Origin of the sequence: Serratia sp. JKS000199, from assembly GCF_900215455.1 — a bacterium.
Taxonomy (GTDB): Bacteria; Pseudomonadota; Gammaproteobacteria; order Enterobacterales; family Enterobacteriaceae; genus Serratia; species Serratia ureilytica.
In genome coordinates, this window is sequence record NZ_LT907843.1 from 4639268 (window position 1) to 4664249 (window position 24982).

Below are 24982 nucleotides of genomic sequence, written 5' to 3' on the forward strand. Positions count from 1 at the left end.
AAAAAAGGCGCCTGAGGGCGCCTTTTTGCATTACATTTTCTGGAATTGCCGATTGTCGATGCTTTGACTGACCTGTTTGTTGATCAGGTTGAGCAACAGCATCGAGCGGGCCTCGCCGTCCGGCTCGGTGTAGATCGCCTGCAGCCCTTCGAATACGCCGTCGACGATCAGAACGGTATCGCCCGGCTGCGGGGTTTCCGGATCGACATAGGTCTCGCTGGTGTGCGTGCGCAGCTCATCGATCACCTTGCTCGGGATGACGCTCGGCAGCGCGCCGAAACGCACGAAGTGGCTGACGCCGCGGGTGGCGCTGATGGTGGTGGTGTGAATGCGCTCCGGGTCGAATTCCACAAACAGATAATTGGGAAACAGGGGTTCGCTGACCGCGATGCGCTTGCCACGCACGATTTTTTCCAGCGTGATGATTGGGCTGAGGCAGTTTACCTGCTGCCGCTCCAGATGTTCCTGCGCTCGCAACAGCTGACCGCGTTTGCAATAAAGTAGATACCAGGATTCCATAATTTCACATGCCTTTCTGCCAGCCGGTAAGCATATCAAAAGCTATTCCGGATACATAGTGATGCAAGTTTCAGCATGTAACATCGCCTATCTTTCTGAATCTACGGCTATTAGCGAGGGGTCACACACTTATCGATACGGCGCTGGTATAACAGAGGGCTAAAAATTTGTTACCGTCACAGTATGGCAAGGCGTTGCGCCGCCGGCTGTGACGCTATTCATCGTTTTTGACCGAGGGGAGAAAAATGGAGCTGTTTCTGTTGAGCAACGGCAAGCTGTCTGGCGAAGCCGAGCTGCTGGGGTACGCCAAAAGCCAACTGCTGGCGATGATTGCGCGCCGCGGCATCAAATCCGCCGTCTTTATCCCTTACGCGCTGATCCGTTACGACTACGATCGGCGCGCGCAGGAGCTGGCGCAAACATTGGGCATTGAAGTCACCAGCATTCACCACGCCGCTTCACCGGCGGCGGCGATCGCGCAGGCCGAATGCATTTTGGTCAGCGGCGGCAACACCTGGTTGCTGAACCAGATGCTGCACGAACAAAGCCTGATCGTGCCTATCCAGCGCGCGGTGCGCGAGCGTGAAGTGCCTTACGTCGGCTGGAGCGCAGGTTGCAACGTGGCGACGCCGAGTATTCGCACCACCAATGACATGCCGGTGCGCTGCAGCGTGGTGTTGCCGGCGCTGGGGTTGTTCCCGGTGCAGATTAACCCGCATTACATCGATGCGCACATCAGCGGCCACATGGGCGAAACCCGTGACGAGCGTCTCGCGGAGTTCTGTGCGATCAACCCGAGCGAATCGGTAGTGGCGTTGCGTGAAGGCAGTCTGTTGCACGTTGAAGGCAATGCGCTGCGTTATTTCAGCGCCAACGGGCAGGGCTTTAAGGTGTTCCGCCACGGCGAAGAGACGCGCGAATATCAGGATACGCGCGCACTGGCTGCGCTGGTGCCGTTCAACTGCGGCTGAGGGCCACCCGGCAGCGGGCGGCGTTAACAAAATTGCAGCAACAACCTTGAAGAGGGCTTATAATGCCCTCCCCACTGGCCGCTATAATGATCAGCATGAAATACCGTGACTTACGCGATTTCCTCTCGTTGCTGGAGAAGAGAGGGGAACTAAAACGCATCAGCCAGCCGATCGATCCTTACCTGGAAATGACGGAAATTGCCGATCGCACCCTGCGGGCGGGCGGCCCGGCACTGCTGTTTGAAAACCCGAAAGGGTACGACATGCCGGTGCTGTGCAACCTGTTCGGCACCGCCAATCGCGTGGCGATGGGCATGGGGCAGGAAGACATCAGCGCGCTGCGCGAAGTCGGCAAACTGCTGGCTTTCCTCAAAGAGCCGGAGCCGCCGAAAGGTTTCCGCGATCTGTTCGACAAAATACCGAAGTTCAAGCAGGTGCTGAACATGCCGACCAAGGTGCTGGGATCCGCGCCTTGTCAGGAGCAGGTATGGCAGGGCGATGATGTCGATCTGGGCCGCATTCCGGTGATGCACTGCTGGCCGGAAGACGCCGCGCCGCTGATCACCTGGGGGCTGACGGTGACCCGCGGCCCGCATAAGGAACGGCAAAACCTCGGTATCTATCGTCAGCAGGTGCTGGGCAAGAATAAAGTGATCATGCGCTGGCTGTCGCACCGCGGCGGCGCGCTGGATTACCAGGAGTGGTGCCAGGCGCACCCCGGCGAGCGTTTCCCGGTTGCGGTGGCGCTGGGCGCCGATCCCGCCACTATCCTCGGCGCGGTGACGCCGGTGCCGGATACCCTGTCTGAATACGCCTTTGCCGGGCTGCTGCGCGGCAATAAAACCGAAGTGGTCAAGTGCCTTTCCAACGATCTGGAAGTGCCTGCCAGTGCCGAAATCGTGCTGGAGGGCTATATCGAGCCGGGTGAAATGGCGCCGGAAGGCCCCTACGGTGACCACACCGGTTACTACAATGAAATCGACCAGTTCCCGGTATTCACCGTCACGCACATCACCCAGCGTCGCAACGCGATTTACCACTCGACCTACACCGGTCGGCCGCCGGATGAGCCGGCGATCCTGGGCGTGGCGCTGAATGAAGTGTTCGTGCCGATCCTGCAAAAACAGTTCCCGGAAATCGTTGATTTTTATCTGCCGCCGGAAGGGTGCTCGTATCGCCTGGCGGTGGTGACCATGAAAAAACAGTACGCCGGCCACGCGAAACGCGTGATGATGGGCGTCTGGTCGTTCCTGCGGCAGTTTATGTACACCAAATTTGTTATCGTCTGTGACGATGACGTCAATGCGCGCGACTGGAATGACGTGATTTGGGCGATCACCACACGAATGGATCCGGCAAGGGATACGGTTCTGGTGGAGAATACGCCGATCGACTATCTGGACTTCGCCTCGCCGGTTTCCGGACTGGGTTCGAAGATGGGGCTGGACGCCACCAACAAATGGCCGGGTGAAACCGATCGCGAATGGGGCCGTCCGATTCAGATGGATGAAAAGGTACGTGCGCGCGTCGACGAAATCTGGGATGAGCTCGCAATTTTCAGTGACAGGGAACCGACGTTATAGCGTCAGGCCCTGTTCTCAGCTTTGCATTGATGACCCGACAGAGGGAACGCATGACAATATTGAGCTGTAAAGTGACCTCGGTAGAGGCCATTACCGATACGGTTTATCGGGTACGTCTGGTGCCCGAGCAGCCGTTTTCTTTCAAGGCAGGGCAATATCTGATGGTGGTGATGGACGAGCGCGACAAACGTCCGTTCTCGCTGGCATCAACCCCGACGCAGCAAGATTACATCGAGCTGCATATCGGTGCTTCGGAGCTGAATCTGTACGCCATGGCGGTGATGGATCGCATCCTGAAAGAGCAGGCGATCACCGTCGATATGCCGCATGGCGACGCCTGGCTGCGGGAAGAGGGCTGCCGTCCGCTGGTGCTGATCGCCGGCGGCACCGGCTTCTCCTATGCGCGCTCAATCCTGTTGACCGCGTTGGAGCAGCAGCCCGATCGCGACATTTCCATCTACTGGGGCGGGCGTGAGCTGAAGCACCTGTACGATCTGAGCGAGCTGGAAGCGCTGTCGGTGCAACACCCGAACCTGAAGGTGATCCCGGTGGTCGAGCAGCCGGAGGCGGAATGGCGTGGCCGCAGCGGCACCGTGCTCAGCGCGGTGTTGCAGGATTTCGGCACGTTGGCGGAGCATGACATCTACATCGCCGGGCGTTTCGAGATGGCGAAAATCGCCCGCGAGCGTTTCTGCGCCGAGCGCGGCGCGCAGGAAGCGCATATGTTTGGCGACGCGTTTTCGTTTATCTGACAGAGGCGATGCGCAGTGAACGGGGTGGCCGAGGGTCGCCCCGTTTTTATTTGGGCGTCGGCAAATTTCAGGCATAAAAAACCCGCCCCTGACAGGCGGGAAGAACGGCAACTAAACTTGGCGGGATGCCGCGATTTGAAGTGGTGACGCGGTCATCCCAAGATAGACACAGCTAAACGCGTTCAAACACGGTGGCGATACCCTGGCCCAGGCCGATGCACATGGTCGCCAGGCCGAACTGCGCGTCGCGACGTTCCATGTTGTTCAACAAGGTGGTCGAGATGCGGGAGCCGGAACAGCCCAGCGGGTGGCCGAGCGCGATGGCGCCGCCGTTCAGGTTAATCTTGTCGTCGATGCTGTCCATCAGCCCCAGATCTTTGATGCACGGCAGCGACTGGGCGGCGAACGCTTCGTTCAGCTCGAACAGATCGATGTCCTGCACGCTCAGACCGGCGCGTTTCAGCGCCAGCTTGCTGGCCGGCACCGGGCCGTAGCCCATGATGGAAGGATCGCAGCCGACGACCGCCATCGAGCGGATGCGGGCGCGGGCCTTCAAACCGAGCGCTTTGGCCCGCGATTCGCTCATCAGCAGCATGGCGGAAGCGCCGTCCGACAGGGCGGAGGAACTGCCGGCGGTGACGGTGCCGTTGACCGGATCGAACGCCGGACGCAGGGCCGACAGGCTTTCGACGGTGGTTTCCGGGCGAATGACTTCGTCAAAATCGTAACGGGTCAGCACGCCGTCGGCATCATGGCCGTTGGTCGGAATGATCTCGTTTTTGAAGTAACCCGCCAGCGTCGCCGCATGCGCGCGCTGGTGGGAGCGGGCGGCAAACTCATCCTGCATCTGGCGGCTGATGTTGTGCATCTTGGCCAGCATTTCGGCGGTCAGCCCCATCATCCCGGCAGCTTTGGCCACGCTGCGGCTCAGCCCCGGATGGAAATCCACGCCGTGGTTCATCGGCACATGGCCCATGTGTTCCACGCCGCCGATCAGGCTGACGTGTGCGTCGCCAACCATGATGGCGCGTGCCGCGTCGTGCAGCGCCTGCATCGAAGAGCCGCACAGGCGGTTGACGGTCACCGCCGGCACACGGTGCGGGATCTCGGCCAGCAGCGCGGCGTTGCGGGCGATGTTGAAGCCTTGTTCCAGCGTCTGCTGCACGCAGCCCCAGTAAATGTCATCGATCTCGTCGGCGTTCAGCGCCGGGTTGCGGCTCAGCACTTCACGCATCAGATGAGCGGAGAGATCTTCGGCGCGCACCTGGCGGAAGGCGCCGCCCTTGGAGCGGCCCATCGGCGTGCGTACGGCATCAACAATAACTACGTTTTCCATCTTTATGACCTCATGCCGGTTGGCGGGTTGCGACGTCGGACAGCGGTGTCGCCACCGGGTAGTAGCTTTCATTGCGTTCGGCCTTGGCGCGCAGACCGGCCGGCACTTGATACAGGGCGCCGAGGTGTGCGTAACGCTGGGCCAGCTCAACGTAGTTGGCGGTGCCGAGCGTATCCAGGTAGCGGAACGCGCCGCCGTGGAACGGAGGGAAACCGATGCCGTAGACCAACGCCATATCGGCTTCGGCCGGGCTGGCGACGATCTTCTCTTCCAGGCAACGCACCACTTCGTTGATCATCGGGATCATCATGCGCGCAACGATCTCTTCGTCGCTGATGGTCTGGCGCGGTTGGCTCACTTCGGCCAGCAGCGCATCGGTCTGCTCGTCGTTGTCCTTGCGCGGCTTACCTTTGTTGTCCTGGCTGTAGCGGTAGAAGCCCAGCTGGTTTTTCTGACCGAAGCGCTGGTTGTCGAACATCACGTCAATGGCGTCGCGATAGTCTTTGCTCATGCGCTCCGGGAAGCCGGCCGCCATTACCGCTTGCGCGTGGTGTGCGGTGTCGATGCCCACCACGTCGAGCAGGTAGGCCGGGCCCATCGGCCAACCGAACTGTTTTTCCATCACTTTATCGATCTGACGGAAGTCGGCGCCGTCGCGCAGCAGCAGGCTGAAGCCGGCGAAGTATGGGAACAGCACGCGGTTGACGAAGAAGCCCGGGCAGTCGTTCACCACGATCGGCGTTTTGCCCATGCGGCTGGCGTAGGCCACCACTTTGGCAATGGTCTCGTCGCTGGTTTGTTCGCCGCGGATGATTTCGACCAGCGGCATACGGTGTACCGGGTTAAAGAAGTGCATGCCGCAGAAGTTTTGCGGACGCTTCAACGATTTTGCCAGATGATTAATCGGAATGGTCGAGGTGTTCGACGCCAGAACGGTGTCTTCGCCGATCAGGTTTTCCACTTCCGACAGCACGGCGGCTTTGACCTTCGGGTTCTCCACGACCGCTTCGACGATCACCTGCGCGCGCTCGATGCCGGCGTAGTCCAGCGTCGGCTGAATGGTCGACAGCACCTGCGCCATTTTCAGGCCATCCAGCTTGCCGCGTTCCAACTGCTTATTGAGCAGCTTGGCCGCTTCGTTCATGCCCAACGTCAGCGATTTGTCGCTGATGTCCTTCATGATCACCGGCACGCCTTTCAACGCCGATTGGTAAGCGATGCCGCCGCCCATGATGCCGGCGCCCAACACCGCCGCCTGTTTCGGCGCGTCCACATTCTTGGCCAGCTTTTTCGCCTGACCCTTCACGAACTGATCGTTAAGGAAGATGCCGACCAGCGCACGCGCTTCGTTGGAGCGCGCCAACGGCACGAAGCTGGCGGTTTCCAGTTTCAGCGCTTCATCGCGGCCCAGCTTGGCGGCGGCTTCAATGGTTTTCACCGCTGTCATCGGCGCCGGGTAATGTTTGCCGGCGGTCTGCAGCACCATGCCTTTGGCGGTGGTGAAGCTCATTGCCGCCTCGATCGGGCTGAGCTTCAGCGGCTCCAGCTTCGGTTGACGCGCGGCGCGCCAGTTCAGCTTGCCGTCGATCGCCTGTTGCAGCATGTTGAGCGCGGCTTCGGCCAGTTTTTCCGGCGCCACTACCGCATCGACCAGGCCGACTTTCAAGGCGTCTTTGGCGCTGACGTCTTTGCCGGCGGCGATGATTTCCAGCGCGCTGTCGTTACCCAGCAGGCGCGGCAGGCGGACGGAGCCGCCGAAGCCCGGCATGATGCCCAATTTGGTTTCAGGCAGGCCGATGCGCGCGTCCGGTGAGGCGACGCGGAAATCGGTCGCCAAAATGCATTCGCAACCGCCGCCGAGCGCATAGCCGTTAATGGCCGAAATGGTCGGCACCGGCAAATCTTCCAGCCGGTTAAAGACGTTGTTGGCGAATACCAGCCACTCCTGCAGCTTTTCAGCCGGCGCGGCGAACAGAGAAAGGAATTCGGTGATATCGGCGCCGACGATAAATGCGGCTTTGGTGGAGCGCAGCAGCAGCCCCTTGAGCTCTGGCTGGTTTTCCAGCACGGTGAGCGCTTCGCCCAGGCTGGCGACGGTGCGGGTGTCCAGCTTGTTGACCGAGCCCGGTGCGTTGAACACCAGCTCGGCGATGCCGTTATCGAGCCAGTGCAGTTGTAATGTTTCGCCTTGGTAGAGCATGTCTATCTCCTGAATCAGCGTATGATCTGGTATGACCAGATGAAGAGGAGTGTGGTTTTTATGTTAACAATATGCAAATGAGAGATTGCATTTTTGCTGGTCTGATCACATGTCGCCAAGTTAGTTTTTTGATTTGAAACGAAGTTATATTTTATGTGCTATCGGCATTTGCCGGAGCTTGTCGGCCCTCATACACTTGCTCGCAGCGAATGAACATTCAGACGAGGTTACGCATGACTAAGGCGGCTTGTGTTAAACGCAGCGGCTTATGGAGCATTCCCGCCAGAACCATGACGCTGGCGTGTCTGTTGGTGTTTATGGCGCAAATGGCGACGACCGTGTACTTGCCTTCGCTGCCGACGGTGATGCGGGAGCTGGCGATGAGCCGGCGCGCCACCGAGCTGTCCATTTCAATCTTCGTCATCGGCGCCGCCTTGCCGGTGCTGTTCTGGGGCGCGGCCGCCGATCGCTTTGGCCGCCGCGCGCCCCTGACGCTGTCTTTATTTCTTTTCATTGGCTGCAGCGGGCTGTTGGCGCTGTGCAGCAACGGCGCCCAATTGCTGACGCTGCGTGCGCTGCAGGGCGTGGGTGCCGGCGGTGCGGCGATCATCGCGCGCATCATCGTGCGGGATAACTGGAGCGGGGACGAACTGGCGCGGCGTCTGTCGGTGCTCTCCATCGCCTTTATCACCGCGCTGGGCGGCGGTCAGTTTATCGGTGGCCTGCTGAGCCAATATGCGCACTGGCAGATGGGCTTCGTCCTGATGGGCGCCACCGGTTTGATCATTCTGGTGCTGATGGCGACGCTGCCGCTGGAGGCGGGACGGGCAGGGGGCGTGCGCCCGGCGATGGCGGCAACCTACTTTGCCATCCTGCGGCGGCCTGGGTTCTTTTGGCCGGCCTGCGTCGGCGGGCTGGGGTTTGCCACCACGGTGACACTGCAGGAAGTGAGTCCGTTCGTCATGCAGCAGGAGTTTGGTCTCAACGTCACGGCGTTCGGCGCCCTGGGGCTGGTGATCGGCGTCGCCTACTTCAGCGGAGCGCTGACGGTGAACCGTACGGTGGCGCGTCTCGGCGGGAAAAAACTGATGCAGGCCGGCAGCGGCATCGTGGCGCTGGCGACGGCGGCGATCCTGCTGCTGTGGTGGAGCGGCGTTCTGGCCTGCCTTTCCGGCATGGCGCTGTTCATCGCGCTGTATTGCCTGACCATTTTTGGCCAGGCGGTGCTGTTTCCCAACAGCATGGCGATGGCGGTCAGCGATGCCAAAGAGTACGGCGCTTATGCGATGGCGCTGTGTGGCTTTCTGCAGCAGTGTCTGGCGGGCGTCGCCGCGGCCGGCGCGGTGTTGTTGGAACACCATGGCCTGTGGGCGCTGGCGATAGCGCTGCTCGGTTTGGGCGGCTGGTTAATGGTTAAGCTGCGGATGTAACGGCATTTGCAGGGAATTGCGAGCTGCTCCGCATGCCCAACGCGATGAGGTTGGTGCGTCGGAGCGCTGTGTTAAGATGGCTTCTTTCGTGCTAAGGCATAAGGGTACTGTGATGGAAACGCTGGCTTCTTTGTATAACGACCACCTGGCAGAACTGCAAAAACGCGCGCGTGAAGTGCTGGAGCGCAACAAGTTGGATGCGCTGCTGATTCACTCCGGGGAACTGCAAAAGGTATTTTTGGACGACCATAGCTACCCGTTCAAAGTGAACGCGCATTTCAAAGCCTGGGTGCCGGTGACGTCGGTGCCGAACTGCTGGTTGTGGATAGATGGCGTCAACAAGCCGAAGCTGTGGTTCTACTCCCCGGTTGACTACTGGCACAGCGTTGAGCCGCTGCCGAACAGTTTCTGGACCAAGTCCCTCGAATTGATGCCGCTGGCCAACGCCGATGCGATCGCGCAGCAGCTGCCGCCGCAGCGTGAGCGCGTCGGCTATATCGGTTATGCCCAACAGCGCGCCCGCGATCTCGGCATCCCTTCGGAAAACATCAACCCGAAAGCGGTGCTGAACTACCTGGATTTCCACCGTTCGATTAAAACCGGCTATGAGCTGGCCTGCATGCGCGAAGCGCAGAAGACGGCGGTAACCGGCCATCGTGCCGCGCATGAGGCCTTCCTCTCCGGCATGAGCGAGTTCGACATCAATCTGGCCTACCTGACGGCTACCGGCCATCGCGATACCGATGTGCCTTACGACAACATCGTGGCGTTGAACGAGCACGCTTCGGTGCTGCACTACACCAAGCTGGATCATCAGCCGCCGGCCGAGTCCCTGAGTTTTCTGATCGACGCCGGGGCGGAATATAACGGCTACGCCGCCGATCTGACGCGTACCTATGCGGCGCAAAGCGGCAGCGAGTTCGCTCATCTGGTGAAAGATCTCAATAGTGAACAGCTGGCGCTGATCGACACCATTAAAACCGGCGTGCGTTACACCGACTATCATGTGCAGATGCATCAGCGCATCGCCAAGCTGCTCAAGAATCACAAACTGGTGAATGGCCTCAGCGAAGAGGCGATGGTCGAAACGGGTATCACCACGCCGTTCCTGCCGCACGGGTTGGGCCATCCGTTGGGCCTGCAGGTGCACGACGCCGCCGGCTTTATGCAGGACGAGCAAGGCACCCATCTGGCGGCGCCGTCCAAGTACCCGTTCCTGCGTTGCACCCGCGTGTTGCAGCCGGGCATGGTGTTGACCATCGAACCGGGTCTTTACTTCATCGAGTCTCTGTTGGCGCCGTGGCGCAGCGGCGAGTTCAAGCAGCACTTCGCCTGGGATCGCATCGATGCGCTGAAACCGTATGGCGGTATTCGCATCGAAGACAACATCGTGATCCATGAAAAGCGCATCGAGAACATGACGCGCGATCTGAACCTGGCTTGATGCGGCCGTACCCGATACCGGCGGAAGCAACCTGCTTTACCGAAGAGATAAAGAAGAGCCGTTTCATCACCCTGCTGGCGCCGACCGGCGGGGTGGAGGCGGCAAAGGCGTTTATTCAGCAGGTGCGGGATGAGCACCCGGCGGCGCGGCACCACTGTTGGGCTTTCGTCGCCGGTAGCCCCGATGATTCGCAGCAGCTGGGGTTCTCCGACGATGGAGAACCGTCGGGCACCGCCGGCAAACCTATCCTCGCGCAGCTGATGGGCAGCGGTATCGGTGAAGTGACCGCCGTAGTCGTTCGGTACTACGGCGGTGTCAAATTGGGCACCGGCGGGCTGGTGAAAGCTTATGGCAACGGTGTTCAACAGGCATTGAAGCAGCTGGCGCTGGCGCAAAAGGTGCCCGAAGCCGAATATATCTTGCAGTGCGACTATGCGCAGTTGGCGCTGGTGGAGAACTTGTTGCAGCAAATCGCAGGTCGGATCCTGCAGGGTGAATACGGCGCCGCCGTCGTGCTGCATTTGGCGCTGCCGGCGACTGAGGTCGAGCTGTTTGGGAATAAATTGCGTGATCTCAGTCGCGGTAATTTGCAATTAACCCCCATTTCGCAATAATCCTCCCAATTGAATTGCTAAGGATCGTGCTGAAATGCATTTTCGCGCCATAACCCGTATCGTTGGTCTTCTGGTCATCCTGTTCTCCGGGACGATGTTTATTCCCGGCCTGGTGGCATTGATTTATCGCGATGGGGCGGGGCGAGCGTTCAGCCAAACGTTCTTCGTGGCGTTGACCATCGGGCTGATGCTGTGGTGGCCGAACCGTAAGCAGAAACACGAGCTGAAGCCGCGTGAAGGTTTCTTGATCGTCGTGCTGTTCTGGACCGTGCTGGGCAGCGTGGGGGCATTGCCGTTCCTGTTTTCGGAACGTCCTAATTTGTCGCTGACCGACGCCTTCTTTGAATCCTTCTCGGGATTGACGACTACCGGCGCAACGACGCTGGTGGGGCTGGACTCGTTGCCTAAGGCCATCCTGTTCTATCGCCAAATGCTGCAATGGATGGGCGGGATGGGGATCATCGTGTTGGCGGTGGCGATACTGCCGATACTCGGCGTCGGGGGCATGCAGCTGTATCGGGCGGAAATGCCCGGGCCGCTGAAAGATAACAAGATGCGTCCGCGTATTGCCGAAACCGCCAAAACCCTGTGGCTAATCTATGTGTTGCTGACCGTCGCCTGTGCGCTGGCGCTCTGGGGGGCCGGGATGTCGGTGTTCGACGCCATCGGCCACAGTTTCTCGACCATCGCCATTGGCGGGTTTTCTACCCACGATGCCAGTATCGGTTATTACGCCAGCCCGACCATCAACACCATCATTGCCGTGTTCCTGCTGATTTCCGGCTGTAACTACGGTCTGCACTTCGCTTTGCTAAGCGGCCGCAGTCTGAAGGTCTATGGGCGCGATCCTGAATTCCGCATGTTTATCTTCGTTCAACTGACGCTGGTGGTGGTGTGCACGTTGGTGCTCTGGGGACATGGCGTCTATAAGAGCGGTATGGAAACGCTCAATCAGGCGTTCTTCCAGGTGGTATCGATGGCGACCACGGCCGGTTTTACGACCGACAGCATCGCCAAGTGGCCGCTGTTCCTGCCGATGCTGTTGCTGTGTTCGGCATTCATCGGCGGTTGCGCCGGTTCGACCGGCGGCGGCCTGAAGGTGATCCGTATTCTGCTGTTGTACCTGCAGGGCTCGCGCGAATTGAAAAGGCTGGTGCACCCCAACGCGGTCTATACCATCAAATTGGGCAATCGCGCACTGCCGGAACGTATTCTGGAAGCAGTGTGGGGATTCTTCTCCGCCTATGCGCTGGTGTTTATCGTCAGCATGCTGGCGATCATTGCGACCGGCGTTGATGATTTCTCCGCGTTTGCCGCAGTGACGGCAACGCTGAATAACCTTGGTCCTGGTCTGGGCGTGGTGGCGGACAACTTCACCACGATGCCGGCGGCGGCCAAGTGGATCCTGGTGGTGACGATGCTGTTCGGGCGCCTGGAAGTGTTTACATTGCTGGTGCTGTTCACGCCAACCTTCTGGCGTGAGTGAGCCTGTTATAAGGAGTACGCCATGAAGGCATTGATACTTTATTCGAGCCGTGACGGGCAAACACGTGCTATCGCTTCTTATATAGCAAGCAAATTGCAGGATACGCTGCGCTGTGAGGTTATCGATCTGTTGCAGGCGGAACAGATCGACCTTAGCCAGTATCAGCAGGTGATGATCGGCGCTTCTATTCGCTACGGGCACTTTAACCCGGTGCTGGATAAATTCGTTAAACGTCATGCCGAACAGTTGAATCGGATGCCCAGCGCATTCTTTGCCGTCAATCTGACCGCACGCAAACCGGAAAAGCGTTCGCCGCAAACCAACGCCTATACCCGTAAGTTCCTGTTGGCGTCGCCGTGGCAGCCAAAACAGTGCGCGGTGTTTGCCGGGGCATTGCGTTATCCACGTTATCGCTGGTTCGACCGCATCATGATTCAATTTATTATGCGTATGACCGGTGGAGAAACGGATACCAGTAAGGAAGTTGAGTACACAGATTGGCAGCAAGTCGATCGTTTCGCCCAGGAATTTAGCCAGATTCAGTACGAAAAGTGACAAAAATGCGGGTTTGGCCAGCGTTTTGCCGAAAAAATCCGCGCTTGAAAAGTTTTTTGCAATTAGGGGTTGCGGCCCGCCGAGAACTCCCTATAATGCGCCTCCACTGACCGGGAACAACGACTGACAAGCCGCCGGGTCAGCGAGAGGAAAGCGAAATAAACGCTTGACTCTCCGGGTGAAAAGCGTAATATACGCCACCTCGAGTTAGCAAGCGAAAGCGCCTAACTCACTGCTCTTTAACAATTTATCAGACAATCTGTGTGGGCACTCCACAAGACGATATCCAGCATCTTCGGATGCAAAAAAATATCAAGTCTTGAAGAGTGACTAACTGAAGTAAAATTCATGCAGTAAATCTTTGAGCATCGCTTCTCGAGTGGAAGCACATCAAGCTTTTAATTGAAGAGTTTGATCATGGCTCAGATTGAACGCTGGCGGCAGGCTTAACACATGCAAGTCGAGCGGTAGCACAGGGGAGCTTGCTCCCTGGGTGACGAGCGGCGGACGGGTGAGTAATGTCTGGGAAACTGCCTGATGGAGGGGGATAACTACTGGAAACGGTAGCTAATACCGCATAACGTCGCAAGACCAAAGAGGGGGACCTTCGGGCCTCTTGCCATCAGATGTGCCCAGATGGGATTAGCTAGTAGGTGGGGTAATGGCTCACCTAGGCGACGATCCCTAGCTGGTCTGAGAGGATGACCAGCCACACTGGAACTGAGACACGGTCCAGACTCCTACGGGAGGCAGCAGTGGGGAATATTGCACAATGGGCGCAAGCCTGATGCAGCCATGCCGCGTGTGTGAAGAAGGCCTTCGGGTTGTAAAGCACTTTCAGCGAGGAGGAAGGTGGTGAACTTAATACGTTCATCAATTGACGTTACTCGCAGAAGAAGCACCGGCTAACTCCGTGCCAGCAGCCGCGGTAATACGGAGGGTGCAAGCGTTAATCGGAATTACTGGGCGTAAAGCGCACGCAGGCGGTTTGTTAAGTCAGATGTGAAATCCCCGGGCTCAACCTGGGAACTGCATTTGAAACTGGCAAGCTAGAGTCTCGTAGAGGGGGGTAGAATTCCAGGTGTAGCGGTGAAATGCGTAGAGATCTGGAGGAATACCGGTGGCGAAGGCGGCCCCCTGGACGAAGACTGACGCTCAGGTGCGAAAGCGTGGGGAGCAAACAGGATTAGATACCCTGGTAGTCCACGCTGTAAACGATGTCGATTTGGAGGTTGTGCCCTTGAGGCGTGGCTTCCGGAGCTAACGCGTTAAATCGACCGCCTGGGGAGTACGGCCGCAAGGTTAAAACTCAAATGAATTGACGGGGGCCCGCACAAGCGGTGGAGCATGTGGTTTAATTCGATGCAACGCGAAGAACCTTACCTACTCTTGACATCCAGAGAACTTTCCAGAGATGGATTGGTGCCTTCGGGAACTCTGAGACAGGTGCTGCATGGCTGTCGTCAGCTCGTGTTGTGAAATGTTGGGTTAAGTCCCGCAACGAGCGCAACCCTTATCCTTTGTTGCCAGCGGTTCGGCCGGGAACTCAAAGGAGACTGCCAGTGATAAACTGGAGGAAGGTGGGGATGACGTCAAGTCATCATGGCCCTTACGAGTAGGGCTACACACGTGCTACAATGGCGTATACAAAGAGAAGCGACCTCGCGAGAGCAAGCGGACCTCATAAAGTACGTCGTAGTCCGGATTGGAGTCTGCAACTCGACTCCATGAAGTCGGAATCGCTAGTAATCGTAGATCAGAATGCTACGGTGAATACGTTCCCGGGCCTTGTACACACCGCCCGTCACACCATGGGAGTGGGTTGCAAAAGAAGTAGGTAGCTTAACCTTCGGGAGGGCGCTTACCACTTTGTGATTCATGACTGGGGTGAAGTCGTAACAAGGTAACCGTAGGGGAACCTGCGGTTGGATCACCTCCTTACCTAAAGATATTGATTCGAGTGGCGTGCTCACACAGATTGTCTGATGAAAAAGTAACGAGCAAAAGCGTCATAAAAGTACGGTGTCGTGTCCCCTTCGTCTAGAGGCCTAGGACACCGCCCTTTCACGGCGGTAACAGGGGTTCGAATCCCCTAGGGGACGCCAAGCTTCCGACCCACCCGGTGAAAGCGGCGGTCTCAAGTATCTGACGATACACCATATCTTAAAGATGACTTCCGAGTCATGTTTAAGATATTGCTCTTTAACAATCTGGAACAAGCTGAAAATTGAAACATGACGGCTGAAATTTGTCCCTCCGTAGATGTATTGGGATAAAGAGTAACCTGTCATAGAGTCTCTCAAATGTTTGCAGCGCGAACGATGGAAACATCTTCGGGTTGTGAGGTTAAGTGACTAAGCGTACACGGTGGATGCCTAGGCAGTCAGAGGCGATGAAGGGCGTGCTAATCTGCGAAAAGCGTCGGTAAGGTGATATGAACCGTTATAACCGGCGATACCCGAATGGGGAAACCCAGTGTGTTTCGACACACTATCATGTCATGAATACATAGTGGCATGAGGCGAACCGGGGGAACTGAAACATCTAAGTACCCCGAGGAAAAGAAATCAACCGAGATTCCCCCAGTAGCGGCGAGCGAACGGGGAGGAGCCCAGAACCTGAATCGGCTTGTGTGTTAGTGGAAGCGTCTGGAAAGTCGCGCAGTAAAGGGTGATAGCCCCGTACACTAAAATGCACAGGTCGTGAGTTCGATGAGTAGGGCGGGACACGTGACATCCTGTCTGAATATGGGGGGACCATCCTCCAAGGCTAAATACTCCTGACTGACCGATAGTGAACCAGTACCGTGAGGGAAAGGCGAAAAGAACCCCGGCGAGGGGAGTGAAATAGAACCTGAAACCGTGTACGTACAAGCAGTGGGAGCACCTTCGTGGTGTGACTGCGTACCTTTTGTATAATGGGTCAGCGACTTATATTTTGTAGCAAGGTTAACCGTATAGGGGAGCCGTAGGGAAACCGAGTCTTAACTGGGCGACTAGTTGCAAGGTATAGACCCGAAACCCGGTGATCTAGCCATGGGCAGGTTGAAGGTTGGGTAACACTAACTGGAGGACCGAACCGACTAATGTTGAAAAATTAGCGGATGACTTGTGGCTGGGGGTGAAAGGCCAATCAAACCGGGAGATAGCTGGTTCTCCCCGAAAGCTATTTAGGTAGCGCCTCGTGAACTCATCTTCGGGGGTAGAGCACTGTTTCGGCTAGGGGGCCATCCCGGCTTACCAAACCGATGCAAACTCCGAATACCGAAGAATGTTATCACGGGAGACACACGGCGGGTGCTAACGTCCGTCGTGAAGAGGGAAACAACCCAGACCGCCAGCTAAGGTCCCAAAGTCATGGTTAAGTGGGAAACGATGTGGGAAGGCATAGACAGCCAGGATGTTGGCTTAGAAGCAGCCATCATTTAAAGAAAGCGTAATAGCTCACTGGTCGAGTCGGCCTGCGCGGAAGATGTAACGGGGCTAAACCATGCACCGAAGCTGCGGCAGCGACGCTTAGGCGTTGTTGGGTAGGGGAGCGTTCTGTAAGCCGTTGAAGGTGGCCTGTGAGGGTTGCTGGAGGTATCAGAAGTGCGAATGCTGACATAAGTAACGATAAAGCGGGTGAAAAGCCCGCTCGCCGGAAGACCAAGGGTTCCTGTCCAACGTTAATCGGGGCAGGGTGAGTCGACCCCTAAGGCGAGGCTGAAAAGCGTAGTCGATGGGAAACAGGTTAATATTCCTGTACTTGGTGTTACTGCGAAGGGGGGACGGAGAAGGCTAGGCTAGCCGGGCGACGGTTGTCCCGGTTTAAGCGTGTAGGGGGTGTGACCTGGTAAATCCGGTTGCATGCTAACCCTGAGGCGTGATGACGATGCACTACGGTGCAGAAGTAGTTGATGCCCTGCTTCCAGGAAAATCCTCTAAGCTCCAGGTAACATTAAATCGTACCCCAAACCGACACAGGTGGTCAGGTAGAGAATACCAAGGCGCTTGAGAGAACTCGGGTGAAGGAACTAGGCAAAATGGTGCCGTAACTTCGGGAGAAGGCACGCTGGCATGTAGGTGAAGTCCCTTGCGGATGGAGCTGAAGCCAGTCGAAGATACCAGCTGGCTGCAACTGTTTAATAAAAACACAGCACTGTGCAAACACGAAAGTGGACGTATACGGTGTGACGCCTGCCCGGTGCTGGAAGGTTAATTGATGGGGTCAGCCGCAAGGCGAAGCTCTTGATCGAAGCCCCAGTAAACGGCGGCCGTAACTATAACGGTCCTAAGGTAGCGAAATTCCTTGTCGGGTAAGTTCCGACCTGCACGAATGGCGTAATGATGGCCAGGCTGTCTCCACCCGAGACTCAGTGAAATTGAACTCGCTGTGAAGATGCAGTGTACCCGCGGCAAGACGGAAAGACCCCGTGAACCTTTACTATAGCTTGACACTGAACATTGAGCCTTGATGTGTAGGATAGGTGGGAGGCTTTGAAGCGTGGACGCCAGTCTGCGTGGAGCCATCCTTGAAATACCACCCTTTAATGTTTGATGTTCTAACTCGGCCCCATAATCTGGGGTGAGGACAGTGTCTGGTGGGTAGTTTGACTGGGGCGGTCTCCTCCCAAAGAGTAACGGAGGAGCACGAAGGTTAGCTAATCACGGTCGGACATCGTGAGGTTAGTGCAAAGGCATAAGCTAGCTTGACTGCGAGAGTGACGGCTCGAGCAGGTACGAAAGTAGGTCTTAGTGATCCGGTGGTTCTGAATGGAAGGGCCATCGCTCAACGGATAAAAGGTACTCCGGGGATAACAGGCTGATACCGCCCAAGAGTTCATATCGACGGCGGTGTTTGGCACCTCGATGTCGGCTCATCACATCCTGGGGCTGAAGTAGGTCCCAAGGGTATGGCTGTTCGCCATTTAAAGTGGTACGCGAGCTGGGTTTAGAACGTCGTGAGACAGTTCGGTCCCTATCTGCCGTGGGCGTTGGAAGATTGAGAGGGGTTGCTCCTAGTACGAGAGGACCGGAGTGAACGCACCACTGGTGTTCGGGTTGTCATGCCAATGGCATTGCCCGGTAGCTAAGTGCGGAAAAGATAAGCGCTGAAAGCATCTAAGCGCGAAACTTGCCTCAAGATGAGTCTTCCCTGGGCCTTCAAGGCCCCTGAAGGAACGTTTAAGACTAAGACGTTGATAGGCTGGGTGTGTAAGTGCAGCGATGCATTGAGCTAACCAGTACTAATGATCCGTGAGGCTTAACCTTACAACACCGAAGGTGTTTTTAGAGAGATTTTCAGCGACGTTCCAAGATTGGTTCTGATGGCTTCATGGAAGTGAAGCGGTTGGAATGAAACAGAATTTGCCTGGCGGCAATAGCGCGGTGGTCCCACCTGACCCCATGCCGAACTCAGAAGTGAAACGCCGTAGCGCCGATGGTAGTGTGGGGTCTCCCCATGCGAGAGTAGGACACTGCCAGGCATCAAACAAAGCCGAAAGCCCTGAACTGACGTTCAGGGCTTTTTGCTATGCGTAAAATAAATCCCCTGATCGTATCTATTGTTTAGAAAAATACCTATTTCAGCGGACGTTGCTTATTTACATAAGCACGTATAATGCTTTTGAGCAGGAGAATAACCAGCTCAATATATAATTGATAGATTAAGATTATTATTTAAATAATAAAAATGCCTATTTATGAACATGTTGATAAGAATTATCCTGTTATATCAAAGATAAATCCTAATTCTTCAGTGCATTACTCGATAAATTTCACGTTAATTAAAACAAATATTAGCCAGACGCTTCGAATCGAGTAGACTAAGCAAAAGATTATTTCCGCATGGGTACTGAACGTTATGTCTACTGAAAGCGCGTCTTTAAAAAACCACAATACTTTTGCGCTCCCGGTCAACGCAGCGCACCTGGTCATCGCCGATAGAATTGAGTTGATGCTCAAAGTCTGGCAACAAACGCGCAAGCGTCAGGAGCCGCTGCTGATTCTCGGTGAAGGTAGCAACGTACTGTTCCTGGAAGACTTTTCGGGTACGGTCATGGTTAACCAACTGAAGGGCATCGATGTTCGAGAAGATAACGATGCCTGGTATCTCCATGTCAGCGCCGGTGAGAATTGGCACGATCTGGTGCAATATACGCTGCAGGCCGGGATCTGCGGGTTGGAGAACCTGGCGTTGATTCCTGGATTGGCCGGCTCCGCGCCTATCCAGAATATCGGTGCCTATGGCGTCGAATTGAAAGATGTCTGTGAGTATGTCGACCTGCTGGACTTCTCTACGGGTGCCATCGATCGCATTCCGGCAGCCGATTGTGGTTTCGGCTATCGGGAAAGCATTTTCAAACATCGCTTCCAAACTGGGCATGCCATTGTCGGGCTGGGTCTGCGTCTGAGCAAGCAGTGGCAACCCAAGTTGAGCTATGGCGATCTGGCCAAGCTGGATCCCGCCACGGTGACGCCACTTCAGGTATTCGAGTCCGTATGTGCCATGCGCCGCAGCAAGCTGCCGGACCCGCGCGAAACCGGTAATGCCGGCAGTTTCTTCAAGAATCCGCTGGTGAACGCGGGGAAAGCCGCAGAACTCATCACACAATATCCCGGCATGCCGCATTATCCGCAGCAGGATGGTCAGGTGAAGCTGGCCGCTGGCTGGCTGATCGATCAGTGCGAACTGAAGGGGTATCGCATCGGTGGCGCAGCCGTACACCGCCAGCAGGCGCTGGTGCTGGTGAATATCGATAATGCGCATAGTCAGGATGTGGTGGCTCTGGCGCGCCATGTCCGTAAGACTGTGGCCGATAAATTTGGCGTATGGCTGGAACCTGAGGTGCGTTTCATTGGCGCAACTGGCGAATTGAACGCTGTGGTGGTGCTGTCATGAGAGATACCAAGGTCCCGTTAAAACTGATCGCGCTATTGGCCGACGGTGAATTCCATTCCGGGGAACAGCTCGGTGAGTCATTGGGCATGAGCCGTGCCGCGATCAATAAGCATATTCAAACCGTTCGCGAGTGGGGGCTGGATGTCTTTACTGTACCGGGGAAAGGATACAGCTTGCCTGCTCCCATGCAGCTATTGGAGGCGGAACGCATTCTTAGAGGGCTGGACGACAAGCGAGTTACCGTGCTGCCGGTCGTAGACTCTACCAATCAATATTTGCTGGATCGTATCGAAACGCTGCAATCTGGCGACGCCTGCATCGCTGAGTACCAACTGGCCGGCCGCGGTCGTCGTGGGCGTCAGTGGATTTCGCCGTTTGGCGCCAATTTATACCTGTCGATGTTTTGGCGATTGGAACAGGGGCCAGCTGCGGCGATGGGGCTGAGCCTGGTGATCGGCATGGTGATGGCGGAGGTCTTGCAGCGTCTTGGCGCTAAAGATGTGCGAGTCAAATGGCCCAACGATCTTTACCTGAACGATCGTAAATTGGCAGGGATCTTGGTCGAGTTGACGGGGAAAACCGGCGACGCGGCTCAGTTGGTCATCGGCGCCGGCATTAATTTGGCGATGCGGGATACCAATGCGAGTGGGATCAACCAAGGTTGGATCAACCTGCAAGAAGCCGGTATTAACATCGATCGTAATGAGCTGACCGCCACTCTGCTTAATGAATTGCGGCAGTCCTTAAAACAATTCGAGATAGATGGGCTGGCGCCATTCATTGGCCGTTGGCGCACGCTGGATAATTTTATCGACAGACCGGTCAAACTGCTGATTGGCGAGCGACAGATTGTGGGTATCGCCCGGGGTATCGACGCGCAAGGTGCACTCCTGCTGGAACAAGAAGGGGAAATCAAACCCTTTATCGGCGGAGAGATATCGCTGCGCAGCGCGGAATAGTGAGAAAAGACAAGGGGACGGCAGCGTCCCCTTGATCGTTCGGTAGGCTTATTTTCTTAAACGCACGCTTTCAACGGCATGGTTGGCGCTTTTGGTCATAATCAGGCTCGCGCGTTCGCGGGTAGGCAGTATGTTCTGCTGCAAATTCAATCCATTGATTTCATTCCATAATTGCGTGGCAATATTAATCGCCTCCGGTTCCGGCAATTTTGAATAATTATGGAAATAAGAATCAGGATTGGAAAATGCGCCCTGACGGAATTTCAGGAAACGGTTGATATACCAGCTTTGCAATAGCGTCTCCGGCGCATCGACATATATAGAGAAGTCGACGAAGTCGGAAACGAATACGCGATGCGGATCGTGAGGATAATCCATACCGCTTTGCAATACGTTAAGCCCTTCCAGGATAAGAATGTCCGGCTGTTCGATGACTTTATTACCTTCGGGCACAACGTCATAGATCAAATGGGAATAAACCGGGGCGGTGACACGTTTGGCGCCGGATTTCACTTCCGACACGAACTTCACCAGGCTATGCATATCGTAAGACTGCGGGAAGCCTTTTTTCTTCATCAAACCGCGTTCGTTCAGCACCTTGTTTGGATGCAAGAAGCCGTCGGTCGTGATCAGCTCAACGCTGCGGTGTTCCGGCCAGCGGCTCAGCAGCGCCTGCAACAGACGTGCGGTCGTGCTCTTGCCGACGGCTACGCTGCCGGCGATGCCGATGACATAGGGAATCTTTTGCCCGTCGGTGCCGAGGAATTGTTCCAGTACCGCCTGCCGGCGCAGGTTGGAACTGATATAGAAGTTCAACAGTCGTGACAGCGGCAGATAAATCTGCGCAACTTCTTCCAACGAGAGATCTTCGTTAATCCCTTTCAGTTTAACGATCTCTTCTTCCGACAACGTCAGCGGCACCGAATCTCGCAACGCAGCCCACTGGGTACGATCGAACTGTAGGTAAGGCGTTGCTAAAGATTGATCTCTTTTTATCATAAGCCAAATTCTGCCTGTTAACGCAGGTTGGGAAAGGCGCCGGACGCCAACTCCAGAGAATAAACAAGCTGCATATTATAGACAGCTTCGTTTTTGGCGTAGACTTTTTTCGCAAAAGTTGTCGATAGGCAGCAGTTTATGTCAATTGTGCGAAGCGGCGCGCAGTTGATAAAGCGGGGTTGCAAGGCGGTATCATGGCGTCAGGATACCGCCTGAAGGTTAGCTGGCGATAGCGCGTGAAGACGGGGTCACGGTGAACAGACGTTTGTAATAAATGACGGTTGAGTGGTAATAGCCATCGGGTCCGGCCGCATAGTCAGGCATTTCACCCAGGCAGCGATAGCCCAGACTGCGATAAAGTGCTTCTGCCGCCGAACCGGCCTGTGTATCCAGATACAGTAGCCCGCGCTGCTGTTGCAGTGCCGCTTGCTCCAACGTCTTCATTAGCGCCAGGCCTACGCCGTTGCGACGAGCGCGGCTATGAACCAGCAGTTTCACTACCTCCGCACGATTACGGCCATTCGGTTTCTGGCAGAGCTCGAGTTGAACGGTGCCAACGACGCCGCGTTCGTCGCGGGCAATCCACAATAGCAGCTCACCCTTGGCCAAGGCCGGACGCAGGCTGTGGAAGTAACTCTCGGCGTCTTCATGCGGGATTAAGGTGTCGTAGCCCACTGAAGCGCCGTGGGTGACCGCATCGGTCAACAGGCGAGCCAATTCATCGCGATAAATCGGGAGCGTAGCGGCGTTGATAGGCACTATTTTCATCGGTCATTCCTCCAGATATGGGGGTAATGAAGATAAGCAATAACTGCGCCAGAGCGATAAAAGGCATAGCCACGGCGAAAGGGCGAGGAATAAGTGTAGTTCACGCCACGAACCAGGGCAGCCATCCTCTTTTTGGTGCATCGATCCCGCTCACGGTTTACCGTCGTGGGTTACGTGTTTTGAGAAGCCCGACACGGAGAAAGGGGCGTTCAAAGCTTGCAAAAAGTGGATAAAATTGTAGAGAATGATTGCCGCAAGTGATGAATGTTTGCACGCCACAGGCTGCGAATTGCATGACAGCATGCAAAATTGACTGATTTATGAGCGAAAGTGCGCGTAAAGCAATTTTTTTGTTGCATAGGTCGCCCGCTCTACCTAGAATGCGCTGCACTTGATGCCGGCTTAGCTCAGTAGGTAGAGCAACTGACTTGTAATCAGTAGGTCACCAGTTCGATTCCGGTAGCCGGCACCATTCAAGTCACAAGTAGTTAAAATCTGGTGGGGTTCCCGAGCGGCCAAAGGGAGCAGACTGTAAATCTGCCGTCACAGACTTCGAAGGTTCGAATCCTTCCCCCACCACCAAATCTTGCCTTCGGCGATTAACTGAGATGCGATAAACACCGCAACGGTTGATGGCGGGAGGAGAGGGCGAAAGCCTTCGGCAAGGTTCGAGTTGTGCAGCGCGAGGCGCAGCCGGCCCGAAGGATACGAGCCGAGTGATGAACAATCCTGCTCTATCCCCAAAATTCTACAGAAAAATCAGGTAGCCGAGTTCCAGGATGCGGGCATCGTATAATGGCTATTACCTCAGCCTTCCAAGCTGATGATGTGGGTTCGATTCCCACTGCCCGCTCCAAGATGTGCTGATATAGCTCAGTTGGTAGAGCGCACCCTTGGTAAGGGTGAGGTCGGCAGTTCGAATCTGCCTATCAGCACCACTTCTTAATTTCTCGCCCCCTGATTTTCTTTCTGTTCTGGATTCAACGAGCAAATGCTTGGTTGATGTGGTGATACCACCGATTTATCCGTGTCTTAGAGGGACAATCGATGTCTAAAGAAAAGTTTGAACGTACAAAACCGCACGTTAACGTCGGTACTATCGGCCACGTTGACCACGGTAAAACTACCCTGACTGCAGCGATCACTACCGTTCTGGCTAAAACCTACGGCGGTTCTGCACGTGCTTTCGACCAGATCGATAACGCACCAGAAGAAAAAGCTCGTGGTATCACCATCAACACCTCTCACGTTGAGTATGACACCCCGACTCGCCACTACGCGCACGTTGACTGCCCAGGGCACGCCGACTACGTGAAAAACATGATCACCGGTGCTGCTCAGATGGACGGCGCGATCCTGGTAGTTGCTGCGACTGACGGCCCAATGCCTCAGACCCGTGAGCACATCCTGCTGGGTCGTCAGGTTGGCGTTCCTTTCATCATCGTATTCATGAACAAATGCGACATGGTTGATGATGAAGAGCTGCTGGAACTGGTAGAAATGGAAGTTCGCGAACTGCTGTCCGCGTACGACTTCCCAGGCGACGACCTGCCAGTGATCCGCGGTTCCGCGCTGAAAGCGCTGGAAGGCGAAGCTGAGTGGGAAGCGAAAATCATCGAACTGGCCGAAGCCCTGGACAGCTACATCCCAGAGCCAGAGCGTGCTATCGACAAGCCGTTCCTGCTGCCAATCGAAGACGTATTCTCCATCTCCGGTCGTGGTACCGTTGTTACCGGTCGTGTTGAGCGCGGTATCATCAAAGTTGGCGAAGAAGTTGAAATCGTTGGTATCAAAGACACCGTTAAGTCTACCTGTACTGGCGTTGAAATGTTCCGCAAACTGCTGGACGAAGGCCGTGCTGGTGAGAACGTAGGTGTTCTGCTGCGTGGTATCAAACGTGAAGAAATCGAACGTGGTCAGGTACTGGCTAAACCAGGCTCCATCAAGCCACACACCCAGTTCGAATCTGAAGTGTACATCCTGAGCAAAGATGAAGGTGGTCGTCACACGCCATTCTTCAAAGGCTACCGTCCACAGTTTTACTTCCGTACTACTGACGTGACCGGTACCATCGAACTGCCAGAAGGCGTAGAGATGGTAATGCCAGGCGACAACGTGAACATGGTTGTAACCCTGATTCACCCAATCGCGATGGACGACGGTCTGCGTTTCGCAATCCGTGAAGGCGGCCGTACTGTAGGCGCTGGTGTTGTTGCTAAAGTTATCGCTTAATCGCTGATAAAGTTTGACGCGACACGCGGTAAAAGGGCATCATTTGATGCCCTTTTTCTACGCTGTGAACTAGAACCTATCTCATCAGCGATTTTGCAGTCATAATCATTGGTGAGATGGGCTCTTAAACCGTATTGACTGAATACGTCATGGCGTAAAACACCGGGATATCGCTAGTGCGGTATCCGATCGGTTTGGTTTGCCTCGCAATGCGAGGCAAAGTTGTTTGTTCTGAATCATCATTGTGACAGG

At 55.8% G+C, this 24982-nt stretch carries 16 protein-coding genes, 5 tRNA genes, 3 rRNA genes and 1 other RNA gene; 20 read left to right on the forward strand and 5 right to left on the reverse strand.

All coding sequences use genetic code 11. The features are described from left to right. Nucleotides 1-30: 30 nt before the first annotated feature. Nucleotides 31-519, reverse strand: coding sequence for a transcription/translation regulatory transformer protein RfaH (gene rfaH, locus CPH57_RS21965; RefSeq protein WP_033644965.1), 489 nt, complete (start codon nt 517-519; stop codon nt 31-33). A gap of 245 nt (nt 520-764) precedes the next feature. Here rfaH and pepE point away from each other — a divergent pair, with 245 nt between their 5' ends. From pepE to fre, 3 genes are all read left to right on the forward strand, one after another. After that, nucleotides 765-1490, forward strand: a complete 726-nt coding sequence (gene pepE / locus CPH57_RS21970) for a dipeptidase PepE (RefSeq protein ID WP_033644964.1) — start codon at nt 765-767, stop codon at nt 1488-1490. A gap of 62 nt (nt 1491-1552) precedes the next feature. After that, nucleotides 1553-3073: a 4-hydroxy-3-polyprenylbenzoate decarboxylase gene (gene ubiD, locus CPH57_RS21975; protein ID WP_033644963.1), complete on the forward strand. Its 1521-nt coding sequence runs from the start codon at nt 1553-1555 to the stop codon at nt 3071-3073. A gap of 50 nt (nt 3074-3123) precedes the next feature. Continuing rightward, complete coding sequence (gene fre / locus CPH57_RS21980) at nt 3124-3825, forward strand: NAD(P)H-flavin reductase (protein WP_069100519.1); 702 nt, start codon at nt 3124-3126, stop codon at nt 3823-3825. A 172-nt stretch (nt 3826-3997) separates the two neighbouring features. On the opposite strand, the gene fadA is transcribed toward fre, so the two are convergent. After that, the gene (gene fadA / locus CPH57_RS21985; RefSeq protein WP_096242720.1) at nt 3998-5161 is read right to left on the reverse strand and encodes an acetyl-CoA C-acyltransferase FadA; all 1164 of its coding nucleotides are present in this window, start codon (nt 5159-5161) and stop codon (nt 3998-4000) included. Between the two features lie 10 nt (nt 5162-5171). Next, on the reverse strand, nt 5172-7361 hold the full coding sequence (gene fadB / locus CPH57_RS21990; RefSeq protein ID WP_033644960.1) for a fatty acid oxidation complex subunit alpha FadB: 2190 nt from the start codon (nt 7359-7361) through the stop codon (nt 5172-5174). Between the two features lie 233 nt (nt 7362-7594). Here fadB and CPH57_RS21995 point away from each other — a divergent pair, with 233 nt between their 5' ends. The 11 genes from CPH57_RS21995 to birA all read left to right on the forward strand — a co-directional run bounded on the left by CPH57_RS21995 (nt 7595) and on the right by birA (nt 20731). Continuing rightward, complete coding sequence (locus CPH57_RS21995; protein ID WP_172428015.1) at nt 7595-8791, forward strand: MFS transporter; 1197 nt, start codon at nt 7595-7597, stop codon at nt 8789-8791. Nucleotides 8792-8903: 112 nt separating this feature from the next. Then, the gene (pepQ, locus tag CPH57_RS22000; protein ID WP_033644957.1) at nt 8904-10235 is read left to right on the forward strand and encodes a Xaa-Pro dipeptidase; all 1332 of its coding nucleotides are present in this window, start codon (nt 8904-8906) and stop codon (nt 10233-10235) included. Beyond that, nucleotides 10235-10849 carry an IMPACT family protein gene (locus CPH57_RS22005; protein WP_033644956.1) on the forward strand — a complete coding sequence of 205 codons (615 nt, stop codon included), beginning with the start codon at nt 10235-10237 and terminating at the stop codon, nt 10847-10849. Before pepQ ends, CPH57_RS22005 begins: the two co-directional genes overlap by 1 nt. Before the next feature lie 34 nt (nt 10850-10883). Beyond that, entirely contained in the window at nt 10884-12335 is a 1452-nt protein-coding gene (gene trkH, locus CPH57_RS22010; protein ID WP_004934492.1) for a Trk system potassium transporter TrkH, read from the forward strand. A 21-nt stretch (nt 12336-12356) separates the two neighbouring features. Continuing rightward, entirely contained in the window at nt 12357-12890 is a 534-nt protein-coding gene (gene hemG / locus CPH57_RS22015; RefSeq protein ID WP_033652659.1) for a menaquinone-dependent protoporphyrinogen IX dehydrogenase, read from the forward strand. A gap of 399 nt (nt 12891-13289) precedes the next feature. Continuing rightward, nucleotides 13290-14831 (forward strand): 16S ribosomal RNA (locus CPH57_RS22020). An 88-nt stretch (nt 14832-14919) separates the two neighbouring features. Next, nucleotides 14920-14995, forward strand: a tRNA-Glu gene (locus CPH57_RS22025). Nucleotides 14996-15234: 239 nt separating this feature from the next. Next, nucleotides 15235-18142: ribosomal RNA gene (locus tag CPH57_RS22030) — 23S ribosomal RNA — on the forward strand. 99 nt (nt 18143-18241) lie between these two features. Further along, nucleotides 18242-18357 (forward strand): 5S ribosomal RNA (gene rrf / locus CPH57_RS22035). Together the 16S, 23S and 5S rRNA genes with 1 tRNA gene alongside form the textbook arrangement of a ribosomal RNA operon. A 377-nt stretch (nt 18358-18734) precedes the next feature. Further along, a complete protein-coding gene (gene murB, locus CPH57_RS22040) occupies nt 18735-19772 on the forward strand; it encodes a UDP-N-acetylmuramate dehydrogenase (RefSeq protein WP_033644353.1) in 1038 nt (345 codons plus the stop codon). Next, nucleotides 19769-20731, forward strand: coding sequence for a bifunctional biotin--[acetyl-CoA-carboxylase] ligase/biotin operon repressor BirA (gene birA, locus CPH57_RS22045; RefSeq protein ID WP_033644354.1), 963 nt, complete (start codon nt 19769-19771; stop codon nt 20729-20731). Before murB ends, birA begins: the two co-directional genes overlap by 4 nt. Nucleotides 20732-20779: 48 nt before the next feature. On the opposite strand, the gene coaA is transcribed toward birA, so the two are convergent. Beyond that, nucleotides 20780-21730, reverse strand: coding sequence for a type I pantothenate kinase (gene coaA / locus CPH57_RS22050; protein WP_025304936.1), 951 nt, complete (start codon nt 21728-21730; stop codon nt 20780-20782). Between the two features lie 219 nt (nt 21731-21949). Continuing rightward, nucleotides 21950-22498 (reverse strand): GNAT family N-acetyltransferase, encoded by a 549-nt coding sequence (locus CPH57_RS22055; protein WP_033644356.1) that lies wholly within the window; start codon nt 22496-22498, stop codon nt 21950-21952. A 396-nt stretch (nt 22499-22894) separates the two neighbouring features. Between CPH57_RS22055 and CPH57_RS22060 the strand changes: the two genes are divergently transcribed. From CPH57_RS22060 to tuf, 6 genes are all read left to right on the forward strand, one after another. Beyond that, nucleotides 22895-22970: transfer RNA gene (locus tag CPH57_RS22060), tRNA-Thr, on the forward strand. 25 nt (nt 22971-22995) lie between these two features. Next, a tRNA-Tyr gene (locus tag CPH57_RS22065) sits at nt 22996-23080 on the forward strand. A 46-nt stretch (nt 23081-23126) separates the two neighbouring features. Continuing rightward, a non-coding RNA gene (locus CPH57_RS22070) (RtT sRNA) lies at nt 23127-23242 on the forward strand. Between the two features lie 37 nt (nt 23243-23279). Next, nucleotides 23280-23354, forward strand: a tRNA-Gly gene (locus tag CPH57_RS22075). 6 nt (nt 23355-23360) lie between these two features. After that, a tRNA-Thr gene (locus CPH57_RS22080) sits at nt 23361-23436 on the forward strand. A gap of 109 nt (nt 23437-23545) precedes the next feature. Beyond that, complete coding sequence (gene tuf, locus CPH57_RS22085; RefSeq protein ID WP_015376315.1) at nt 23546-24730, forward strand: elongation factor Tu; 1185 nt, start codon at nt 23546-23548, stop codon at nt 24728-24730. The last annotated feature ends 252 nt before the right edge of the window (nt 24731-24982 follow it).